Source organism: Sphingomonas kyeonggiensis (assembly GCF_014204495.1).
Lineage (GTDB): Bacteria > Pseudomonadota > Alphaproteobacteria > Sphingomonadales > Sphingomonadaceae > Sphingomonas > Sphingomonas kyeonggiensis_A.
Genome location: NZ_JACHLN010000002.1, coordinates 798,905 through 809,651, shown reverse-complemented (window position 1 = coordinate 809,651; position 10,747 = coordinate 798,905). Strand labels below are relative to the sequence as shown.

The following is a 10,747-nucleotide window of genomic DNA, read 5'->3' as shown; positions in this document are numbered from 1 at the left end:
GTCACTTGATCATCACGCGGAAACGCAGGGTGAAATTGCTGCCCGCCGTCTGGTTTCCGGTCGGCTGGACGCGGATATTGGTGACCGCCGCGTCGCAGCCATCGGCGTCGAGCGAGGGGATATAGGTCCAGGTCGCGCCATTGTCCGAGGAGAAGGACAGGCTGTCGGACATGTTCCCGCGGCCGAGAAAGGAATAGGTGAGCCCGGTGCCGGGGACGATGCTGCCCGTGAACACCATCGGGCCACTGTTGTTGCCGTTCAGATCCGCCACATAGAGCTTGGTCTTGGCCGGCACCGCGTCCTTGAAGTCGATCGTCTTCACCGTCGTCAGCGAATTGGCCGCCGGATTGGTGATCGTGATCGTGTAGTCGACCAGCGCACCGGGGATCGCCTTCGGAAAGAGCTGATTGGTCGGATCCGAGACGACGCTCGATGTCTTGGTGATCGTCAGCGGCACTGCGGCGACCAGCAGGACGAGCATGAGGGGCAGGGAGAGAAGGCGCCGCATCACTTGCCTCCGAACAACTGGCCGGCCTGCTCGAACAGGGACTTGTCGAGCCGGACGCGCATGGTGAGATAGGGGCCCTGGCGGGTGTAGCGCGAATCCTCGAAATCGCGGTCGCGATAGCCCGAGACATTGTAGCCCGCGCTGATCCAGGTGTTGCCGCCCGGCGAGAAGCCGAGTGAAGGGCCATAGGAGAAGGTGGCGTTGCCACTCGACCAGCTATGCTGGACGCTGGCGGAAACGCCGATGTCGAGGTTGCGGCGCAGATCCTTGCGAACCTCGACGCCAACCACGTCGATGAACCCGTCGATCGTCTCATCGGCATAGCGACCGCGGACGAATTTCGCACCGTAATAGAGGCTTGCCTCGAAACCATGCGACGCACCCTCAGGTCCGGTGCGGTAGCTGAGCGCGACGTTGTTCACCGCGCGGAGCGTCGACTGGTCGCCGATCGCGAAGGTCGGCACCGCCAGCACGTTGCGCGAGGAGACACCGGCATCGGCCTGTTCGTGGCGGAGCTGGAAGCGCTCGAGCACCGCCCAGCGGCTGTCGGCCGGACGGATGGCGAGGGCGAGGTCGGCGGTGGCGTAGGATACGGTGGCGCCGTTCTTGTCGGTGACGCGATAGGCGTTGACGCTCGATGCGAGCGTGCTGCCTTCGCCGAGCGTGCGCAGCAGGCTGCTGGTGAGACCCACGCGGCGGCTCAGGTCCGAATTGCGATATTCGGCACGGCCGGTCCACGACCAACGATTGCCGCGATAGGTCGCGCCCAGCGTTACCGCGACGAAATCGCCGTCGCGGCTGTCCTGGCCGAGGACGCCGCCAGTGGCACGCGGCTGGAACGGGCTGATCGTCGCCGCGGGATCGATATGCCCCGAAAGCGTGCCGCTGGCATCCAGCGTGGCATCGATCGTCCAGCGCTTGCTCACCGGCAGCGACTGGCTGAGGCCATATTGAGCATAGGTGCGCGTGCCGTTCTCGCCCATTGCCTGCTGGTTGATGCTCGACATCAGCCGGGCGCCGGCCCAGGGCGCCACGTCGAAGCCCAGTCGCGCGGCGTGCGCGGTATAGGTGTCGCCCCTGGCGATCTCGTAGAGACCGAGCAGGCGGATATCCCTGGTGATCTTCCAGGTGGCGCCGATCTGCTGGCGGGCCGGGAAGTCGGTGCTCTCATCCTTGCCGCCCAGCGCGACCTGGCCCTGGCCCTGCAGCTCGACATCGCCGCCGAACAGTTTCTGGGTCGCGCCCACGGTGAACAGCTGCGAGACACGCCGCTTGCCGTCGGTGCCGACGTCCGAAGCGAACTGGCCGCCGACGAAGACGGTGCCGTTGTCGCGGCGATATTCGATACGGCCATCGGCGGCGACACGGCTGGCACCGGTCACCAGGTCGTCCTGGACCCAGGCGGAGAGCGATGCGCTGAGCCGCTCGCCGATGCGCAGCCGGCCGTCGGTGCCGATCTTGCGCGTTCCGGCTTCGCCGAAATTCTGCTGGCCGAGGCCGAAACCGGCATCCTGCTGGTGCATATAGGCGAGGAGATCGAGGCTCTTGCCATGATGCTCGATCTCCGCGGAGAAGGCCTGGCCGGCCTTGAGTCCACCCTTGCCGCCGGTCGCCGCCTCGGCGCGGATCTCGGTGCCCTGGAGCGGGCGGACCTTGAGATCGATCGCGGCAACGGTGGCGCTGCCGATCGTCTCGTCATGCAGGATGGTTGCGCCGAATTCGGCCTTCCCCTTGGCGGCGGTGACCGACGCCCGCGCGCCGCCGACGCGCTTCTTGCCCGGACCATAGGTTTCGTAATCCACCACGATGAACACCGGGTTGAGCGCGCCGTCGCGGCTCAGCACCGGCTCGTGGAACCGGATCGTGCCGGCGATGGGATCGATGTCGTAATCGATATGGCGGGTCAGCGTGGTGCTCTCCAGAACCTGGTCGGGGCGATAGCGGTTGCGCGTCTCGAGCCGCAGCTTGTCGCTGTTGGGCACGATGTCCTGCTGCGACAGGCGATAAGGTCCCGACAGGCCGTTGCCCTGGATCTCGTCCCGGGCATAGCGCTCGTCGACATTGGCGGCGAACACGGTGACGTGTGCGCCGTCCCGGGCATATTCGGCCTTGGCGCCGTTCAGCGTGCGGCTGTAGCGGGCGAGGCGGGTGTCGGTGAAGCCGGTCTCGAAATCGCCGAACAGCGCGTAGAATGCCTTGTGCTCCAGGCGGAGATAGAGCTTGCCGCGGGTGGCGGCGTCATAGCCCTGGGCGGTGCCGTCGCCATAGACGGTGTAGTAGCGGTCCGGGTCGATCTTGCCGAGCAGGCCGCGATCACGATCGAAGCGGTGATCGCTGTCGTAGGCGAGGGTGAGCAGCCAGCTGCCCTTGATCCGGCCCTTGGCATAGAGCGCAAGCTGACCGTCGGTGACGACGTCATGGGTGCGGACCGCCGGATTGCTGTGCTTGCTCAGCGTCTGATAGCCGATCGTGCCCTTGCCGAAGCCGACGATCACCCAGTCGCGCGCCGGCGCCGAGAGCCAGGGGCGGATCTCGGTTACATGCTTCTCGCCGTCCGCACCCTGCAGTGTGACCGCGATGCGGGCCGTGCCGGCCTGGGTGGTCGGCGCGAGCGCAAGCAGGGCGATGCCCTCGTCGCCGGTGACGCGGGCGGTCGCCTCGGCGCGGTCGAACCCGGCCAGCTGGCGCGTCTGTTCGGCGGCGCCGGCCTGGGCAGCGGCATAGGGCTGATCGACGCGGAAAGCGACGATCGCCCCGGCGCGCACGGGCTTGCCGTCGCGATCGGTGACACGGACGGCGATCTGCGGCTGGCGGAGGCCGTCCGCGGCGAGCTGCGAGCGTTCGGCGACATAGGTCAGCTGCACAGGCGTGTTGGCATAGTGGATGGTGCGGTCGAGCGTCGCGACCAGATTGCCCTGGGCATCGAGCACGCGGGCCTGGAGATGATTGTCGCCTTCGATCAGTGGCAGGCCGGTCCAGCGCGAGACCGTGACGCCGCGCGCGACATCCTCGTCGCTGCCGTCATAAGCCAGCGGATCGGTCCGCTGGCCGTTGAGCGTCAGCGCGACTGCCTGGCCCGGCGCATGCTGGATCACGATACGCAGTGCCGGCGAGCGCGGATTGTGGATGGCATCGGGGAACAGCCAGGCAGGTGCGCCGGGTTGCGCGGCTGCAAGCCAGTCGATGCCGCTGCCGGCGGCGGTGGCGTCGTCCAGCACTGCCGGCTGCGTCACCTGGCCGGTATCTGCGGGCGGGGCGATCCGGCGCAGCTGGAAGTCGGCACGTTGCAGGCTGCCGCCCATGCCCTCGACGAATCGCGAGGTGCCGTGGCTGCCGGCGCTGCGCGTGTCGCGGTCGCAAGTCACCGGGGCATAGCCGGGCGGCAGCGCGCCGGTGTCGAGCTGGATGACATGCGTACCCGGGCGGATACCTTCAAAGTGATAAAGGCCATCCTTATCACTGAGTGTGAAGGTTCCGTCCTCCAGCAGCACGCGCACGCCGGCTACGCCCTTGCGATTGCGGTCGGGGTTGCGGCAATCCCCTTCAGTGATGCGGCCGATCAGCGTCATGGCGTCGGTGAACAAGGCCGCGTGGATGCGCACGGCGGCACTCGCCTCGGGACTGCTCACCTGTCCGTCCGTTGCCGAAGCGCGGTTTACTGCCTCGCCCTGCGGCGTGTCGGGACCTACCGAAGTGACATAGGACACCGTGCGTGCGCTATTTGAAGAAATGCTTGCGAGAGTAAATCGCAAGATACTGCCATCACTTGAAATTTGTGGTTCAGATGCCCCTCTGGTGGTGCCCGGGCGATAGCGCAGGCCGCGCGGCAGCACGTCCGTCACGACCGGCGCTTGCGCAGTGGCGCCGCCGACATTCTTGAGTTCGAGCGCATAGGCGATGAAGTCCCCTGCGCTGGCGTCGTTCACCGAAGCCGTCTTGGTCAGTACCAGCTTCGCGGTCACGGCTGCCCGGGCCGGCGGATCGAGCGGCACGTCGATGTGTACGGGTTCCGGATTCGCCAGCAGGAAATCGCCGCCATAGGAAGCGTCGCTGATCCGGTACCTGCCCGGCGGACCGTTGAAATCGGCCAACTCGGCCGGCGTGCGGGCCGAAGGCGCGGTGTAGCCGGCGGGTGGAGTGACCTGCAGCCGGTAGCTGCCAGGGGGGGCCAGCGGGAAGCGGAAATTGCCCGGGGTGAAGGCATAGACGGTGCCCCCCGCATCGGTGACGGTCGAGCCGCTGATCACCGTGTTCGGATAGGCGCTGATGCCGTCGTCGCCATAGACCCTGGCGGCGGCCTTGCCTGTAGCGTTGTCGATCAGCGTGATCGTCGCGCCATCGATCACGGCGCCGGTCTCGGAATCGAAGACATAACCTTCGGGATCGATCAGCAGCGTCGCGTCCGACGGAAAGCTCAAGTCGTCGCCGTCATAGCTGACATAGAGCTTACCGATGCCGGTCAGGCGAATGTTGCAGGCGGCGAGATCCGGACGCGTGCCGGAGGCAGGCACCGCGCCGGCGAACATGCCGGTATCCGCGCCGGTTTCCATCAGGGGCAGGCGCACCGAGGCGGTGCCGATCGTGGCGGTGATCCAGGCCCATTCGCGCACATTGGGATCGCGGTTCTCGGCCTCTGCCTCGAGCGTCACGATCATCGCGTTCTGCACGTCATGCGACTGGAGCTGGGGCGCGGCGGCAAGCTGCGCGGCGGTCACTTCGGCGGGAGTGAACTGAAGGCTGGGGCTCGTCTCGCACTTCATGCCGACGAACTGGTAGCCGGAAGGGAGCTGGCGGAAGCCCAGCACGGTCGGCTTCTTGAGGCGATCCAGCGTCACTTCATTGGATGCGATCGCGCGGGTGCCGGAGCCGTCGGCAAATTGAAGCGTGGCCGTGTTGCGAATCGTCTGCGCCTCCGCATTCCCCAGGAATGCGGAGCCAAGCGCCGCGAGCGCGAGGGCGCCGGTGAACAGGCGCGAGAGACGAGACGGTGGGTTCATTGATCTTCCCGATCCGGTGCGCAGCGCGAAGTTGCGCACCGGTATGGGTTTTCAATCACTTGTACGGATCAGTTGATCGTGACTCGGAACGCGACGGCGTAAGCGCCGAGCGGCGCTACCGACGGGATCGTGCCCCGCACCGTAGTGCCGTCGAACGAACCGCCGTAAAGGTCGGTCTCGTCCGCGCCCGTGTTGTTGTCGTCCTCGGAGGTGCCGACCAGGATGCAGCCGCCACCGCCGGCGGAAGTGCCGACCTGGATCGAGCCCGGTACGAAGGTGGTGTTCGCCGGCACATTGTCGGTCACGGTGAGATTGGTCGCCGTGCCCGGGCCCGCATTGTTGATCGTCATGCAATATTCGATCGTCGCGCCGGGGATGGCATGCGGGTTGGCCAGGAAGTTGATCGGATCGCTGATCACGCGCGAGGTCTTGCCCAGCGTCACCACCGCGGTGGAGATGTGATAGGCGTCGAACGCGCGGGCCTGGCCGTTGCGGGCGAGATCGAGCGCGCCCGAGCCGTCGGCGAAGACGATTTCGACGGTGCCGGCGGAATCCGGCACGAGCGTCGAGCTGGCGATCAGGTCGGCGCCGAGCGCGCCGCCCGTGCCGCCGGTCGCTGCCACGACGTTGAGCGAGACGATTGCGGTATCGATGCCCGGGGTGTTCGGGATGTCGGCGACGATGAACACGGTGACCGAGGCATCCGGCGCGAGCTCGTCGATATAGGTCGCGGTGTCGATACCGGCGTCGTAGGTGCCGTTGCCGTTGCTATCGACATAGGCATGCATGTTGGTGACGTTGAAATTGTCACTGCCGAGCAGCGGGATCGACACGCTCTGCTGGTCCGGATCCAGGCGGAAGTCCTGGGTCGCGTTGGTCAGGTTGGTAACGGTGAAGGTCGTGACCTGGGCGGTGGCGCCGATCGCCGTCTGCGTCACTGCGCCGCCGACTTCGGCGACCGCCAGATTCACTTTCTTGTCGACCACGAAGCTGGCGACGTTCGACGAGACCGACTGGGTCGATCCGCCGACGTCATAGCTGACGCTGGCCTGGTTGTTGACGGTGGTGCCAGACGCGGTCTGCGACTGGGCGAAGGCAGGTGCTGCCAGGGTCGTTGCCGCGAGTGCGCTGCCCCCCAACAATGCCCCCCGCAAAGGATGGATGCTCATGAGAAAATACCTCAATTTCTGATGTTAAATCACTGATATCACTTTAGAAGTGCACGAAATGCGACCTGCTGCGCACCGCCGGCGGGCACCGGCTGGGCCAACCGCCAGCGCACCACGCGCACATCGGCCGCGGTGGCGGGGCGGGCCCGTCCATCGGCGGTGGCGATGCGAAGCGAAGCGAGCTGGCCGAAGCTCTTCCCGTCGACCGACACCTCGGGCGCGGGGGAATTGGCGGCGGGCCCGGCATATTGCATGCCGGCCGGCACCGGATTGGCGATCACCACGCCGCTGGCGGGCTTTGCGCCGCTGTTGGTGACCTTGATCTGGTAGACGACATGGTCGCCGGGCACGACGCGCCTGACCGGCACCAGTCTGACCTGGGTGGTGCCGTTGGCGGCCTCGGCGCGTGTTTCGGCGAGCACGGTCGTGGTGATGTTCACCGGCCCGGAGGGCGCGGCGACGGCGGCGGTCGCAGTCGTCAGCAACAGACTGCCGAGCAACAAGGCATGGCGCATGGTGAAACTCCTCGTCATTGGATGGTGACCTTGAACTGGATGCTGTGGGTGGTGGCCGCTGGGACATCGCCGAGCGCGACCCGGATCCCGGTGCCGTCGAAGCTGCCGGCATCGCCGTCGCTGGCATCGCTGAGCGCGGTGCCGTCGAGCATGAGGCTGCCGGGGAGGTAGCGCGTCCCCGCCGGGATCGGATCGATGACCGCGGCATTGGCGGTGAGGCCGGGGAAAGTGGCGACCAGCGTATAGGTCACCACTGCGCCATGCGCGGGAATGGTCCCGCCCCAGGGATCGAGCACCGACTGGCTCTTGGTGAGCGTCGGGTCGCCGCCGCCCGCCATGGGCTCGATGGTTACGACGGTGGAGACGGGGCCCGTGCCGATGGAGCCGCCGCTGCTGCCCTTGGGATGGGCGATCAGGGTCAGCGTATGGACCGTACCCAGTCTGCTGCGGAAGAACGCGAGGAAGTCGACCGACTGGCCGGGCTCCAGTTCTTCGGTGCAGCCGTCAGGCAGCATCCTGTCATGCGCGGGATCGTAGAGCCCGTCGCTGTCGCCATCGATCGCGAAGCCCTCGACCGTGCCGTCGGGATAGTCGGCGCTGAGGCAGAAGGCCTGGCGGCCATTGCCAATATTGGTCAGGGTGAAGGGCAGGGGCGTGAGGTGGCCCGGTACCACCGCCATGCGCAGCGCGCGCGCGACGATCCGGCTGCCGATGAATTCTGCGACCTGCAACGTCGAGGGGTTGGAGCTGACCTGCTCGGGGGCGCCGTCCATGGAATAGTCAAGGCGCGCGGTATTGGTAATCCAGGTTCCCGCGCGCGTCTGCGCGAAGGCGGGCGTCGTACAGATACAAGAAAGGGCTACCGCGGACAGTAATACTGCCCTGCGCTCCCTTTCATGTCTGACACGAATAACCTGCAAGCAATTTTCCCCCTGAAATCGCAAGGGTAAATTGCGCTCGACGAATTAATTTAGGCTGTAAGTCTATATCGTGGTTAACCCCTAGACGTGATCTTTCTGATAGGTACATCAACATAGAAATTACGTAATTTAATGTAGAAATTACGTAATAACGTCGTGGCTGTCTGTAAATTGTATTCGGATTTATCGCTATTTGCGGAGTGCGGCAGATCGTGCGGATCTGCCCGCTCGTCCGGGATCCTGAGCAGGTTCATGATTGGATAGTGGTTCGCCGAGACCGATATCGGGCGCCGTGCCTGCTTGTCTCGTGCTTTGCGGCGACTTCCGCTTCCCGGCTTTGTTATCTGGCTCAGGCCTGCCGGTAGCGAAGAGCCTCGATGAACAGCCTGAATGCCGGCGACACCAGCCGGCGGCTTGGATAGTAAAGATGATAGCCGTCGAAAGGCGGGCACCAATCCTCAAGTACCCGCACGAGCGATCCTGAGCGCAGTTCTTCAGTCGCCCGGTCTTCCATGACGAACGCGATGCCGTGCTCCGCCACCGCGGCCTTGAGGATCAGCGGAACCCGGTCGAGCACCAGCTGGCCGTCCACTTTCATGCGGAGTTCGCGTCCGTCCTTCTCGAACTCCCAAGCATAGATGCCGCCCGCACTGGTCATGCGCAGATTGATGCAGCGATGCTGAGCGAGATCCTGGGGTGTTGCCGGCATGCCATACGCGGTGAAATAGCCGGGCGCACCGACTGCAATCATCCTGACCTGTGGACCAATGCGGACCGCGATCATGTCCTTGGCGAGCGCTTCGCCGAGCCGGACGCCGGCATCGAAGCGGCCGGCGACGATGTCGGTCAGGCCGGACTCCACGTTCAATTCGATGTTTATGTCCGGATAGGCGCGGGCAAACCGGTCGATCGCGGGCCAGAGGATCGTTTCGGCGGCATGTTCGGACGTCGTGATGCGGACCGTGCCGGCCGGCCGCTCGCGTAGTTGGGTCAGCGAGGCCAGCCGCTGGTCGATTTCCTCCAGGGCCGGGCGGAGCGTGTCGAGGAGGCGTTCGCCCGCTTCGGTGGGGGCCACGCTGCGGGTGGTTCGGGTCAGCAGCCTGAGGCCAAGCCGGGTTTCAAGCCGGCGGACGGTATGGCTGAGTGCGGATTGCGAGATGCCCAGTTTCTTCGCGGCGGCCGTGAAGCTCGCTTCCTCGGCGACTGCCAGGAACATCGTGAGGTCCGCCATGTCCTCGCGTTTCATGCCGCTTCCTCAAAGTTTCATGACTGATATTCATAGGCTCAAGTTCCATTGCCTGTCTAATCGGCAACGGTCCGGAGGCGTAAATGGGCGGTGACCAGGAATGCTGCGGCCGTGGCCGCCGTCCTGCTCGCGAAGGACCGCGACATGACGATGCAAGTAACCTCCCCGTCGATCACGCTCCCGTCGGAGGCGGCAAGTACCGCTCGCAACCCTCTGCGGATACTGGCGGTGCTGGCGACGCTGATGGCGTTCGGTTCGATTTCCACGGACCTGTATCTGCCTGCAATGCCCGCGATGGCGATCGACCTGCATAGCGGCCCGGGCGCGCTGGAGCTGACGGTGTCCACCTATCTGGTCGGCTTCAGCCTTGGCCAGCTCTTCTGGGGCGCGGTTAGCGACCAGATCGGAAGGCGGATACCCGTCGCGATCGGCATCGCGCTCTTCATGATCGGTTCGGCCGGCTGCGCACTTTCCTCAAGCGTTCCCGAAGTGATCGCATGGCGGCTGGTGCAGGCAACCGGTGCTTCGGCCGGCGTCGTTCTTTCCCGCGCGATGGTGCGCGACTTGTTCGCTGGTGACCGGGCGGCGCAAATGCTCTCCACCCTGATCACGATCATGGCGGTGGCGCCCCTGGTCGGCCCGCTGATCGGTGGCCAGCTGTTGTCGATCGGATCCTGGCATCTGATTTTCTGGCTGCTCGTCGGCATTGGGGCGATCACGATGGCGGCACTGTTCACCGTTCCCGAAACGCTCGCATCCGAGCGGCGGGACGCGAACGCGGTCCGCCACGCCCTTTCGCGCTACGTCGCCCTGCTGGGCGACCGGCGGATCCTCGCAGCGGCAGGCGTGGGCGGTTTCTTCTATGCCGGTGCCTTCGCCTATATCGCCGGCTCGCCCGACGCATACATCCGCGTCCACCACGTCTCGCCACAGCTCTATGGCCTGCTGTTCGGCCTGGCGATCCTGGCGATCATGCTGATGAACATGCTCAATGCCCGGCTGGTACCGCGCATCGGCATGGATCGTCTCATCCGTTCGGGGGCGGTGATCGCGGCAATTGCCGGGCTGGCATCGGCGGTAGCGGGCTATACCGGCTTCGGTGGGCTCGCCGGCCTGGCCCTCCCGCTGATCCTGTTCAGTGGCATGAACGGACTGATCGTCGCCAATTCCATCGCAGGCGCGCTGGATGCGTTTCCCGAGCGGGCCGGAGCCGCCTCCGCGCTTATCGGCGCGTTCCAATATGGCGGCGGTATCCTGGGTTCGGCGCTGGTGAGCCTGCTGGCGGATGGAACACCGGGGCCGCTGGGCCTGGTGATGGCGCTCACCGGGGCGGCTTGCCTGCTCTGCACCTGGCTGCTGCCACGCACGGCCCGCACCTGATTTCAAACCGAC

Annotated in this window: 7 protein-coding genes; 1 reads left to right on the top strand and 6 read right to left on the bottom strand. The window is 65.6% G+C overall.

Going from position 1 to position 10,747, the window contains the following annotated elements; translation table 11 throughout:
- Window position 1 precedes the first annotated feature (1 nt).
- The 6 genes from HNP52_RS11485 to HNP52_RS11460 all read right to left on the bottom strand — a co-directional run bounded on the left by HNP52_RS11485 (window position 2) and on the right by HNP52_RS11460 (window position 9,355).
- Entirely contained in the window at window positions 2-508 is a 507-nt protein-coding gene (locus HNP52_RS11485) for a hypothetical protein (RefSeq protein WP_184166957.1), read from the bottom strand.
- A complete protein-coding gene (locus HNP52_RS11480) occupies window positions 508-5,505 on the bottom strand; it encodes a DUF11 domain-containing protein (RefSeq protein ID WP_184166954.1) in 4,998 nt (1,665 codons plus the stop codon). Before HNP52_RS11480 ends, HNP52_RS11485 begins: the two co-directional genes overlap by 1 nt.
- Before the next feature lie 68 nt (window positions 5,506-5,573).
- The gene (locus tag HNP52_RS11475; protein ID WP_184166951.1) at window positions 5,574-6,644 is read right to left on the bottom strand and encodes a DUF11 domain-containing protein; all 1,071 of its coding nucleotides are present in this window, start codon (window positions 6,642-6,644) and stop codon (window positions 5,574-5,576) included.
- Window positions 6,645-6,712: 68 nt separating this feature from the next.
- The gene (locus HNP52_RS11470) at window positions 6,713-7,189 is read right to left on the bottom strand and encodes a DUF11 domain-containing protein (RefSeq protein ID WP_184166948.1); all 477 of its coding nucleotides are present in this window, start codon (window positions 7,187-7,189) and stop codon (window positions 6,713-6,715) included.
- A 14-nt stretch (window positions 7,190-7,203) separates the two neighbouring features.
- Complete coding sequence (locus HNP52_RS11465; protein ID WP_184166945.1) at window positions 7,204-7,962, bottom strand: hypothetical protein; 759 nt, start codon at window positions 7,960-7,962, stop codon at window positions 7,204-7,206.
- 496 nt (window positions 7,963-8,458) lie between these two features.
- The gene (locus HNP52_RS11460) at window positions 8,459-9,355 is read right to left on the bottom strand and encodes a LysR family transcriptional regulator (RefSeq protein ID WP_184166942.1); all 897 of its coding nucleotides are present in this window, start codon (window positions 9,353-9,355) and stop codon (window positions 8,459-8,461) included.
- A gap of 111 nt (window positions 9,356-9,466) precedes the next feature.
- Between HNP52_RS11460 and HNP52_RS11455 the strand changes: the two genes are divergently transcribed.
- The gene (locus tag HNP52_RS11455; protein WP_311768448.1) at window positions 9,467-10,735 is read left to right on the top strand and encodes a multidrug effflux MFS transporter; all 1,269 of its coding nucleotides are present in this window, start codon (window positions 9,467-9,469) and stop codon (window positions 10,733-10,735) included.
- Window positions 10,736-10,747: the final 12 nt, after the last annotated feature.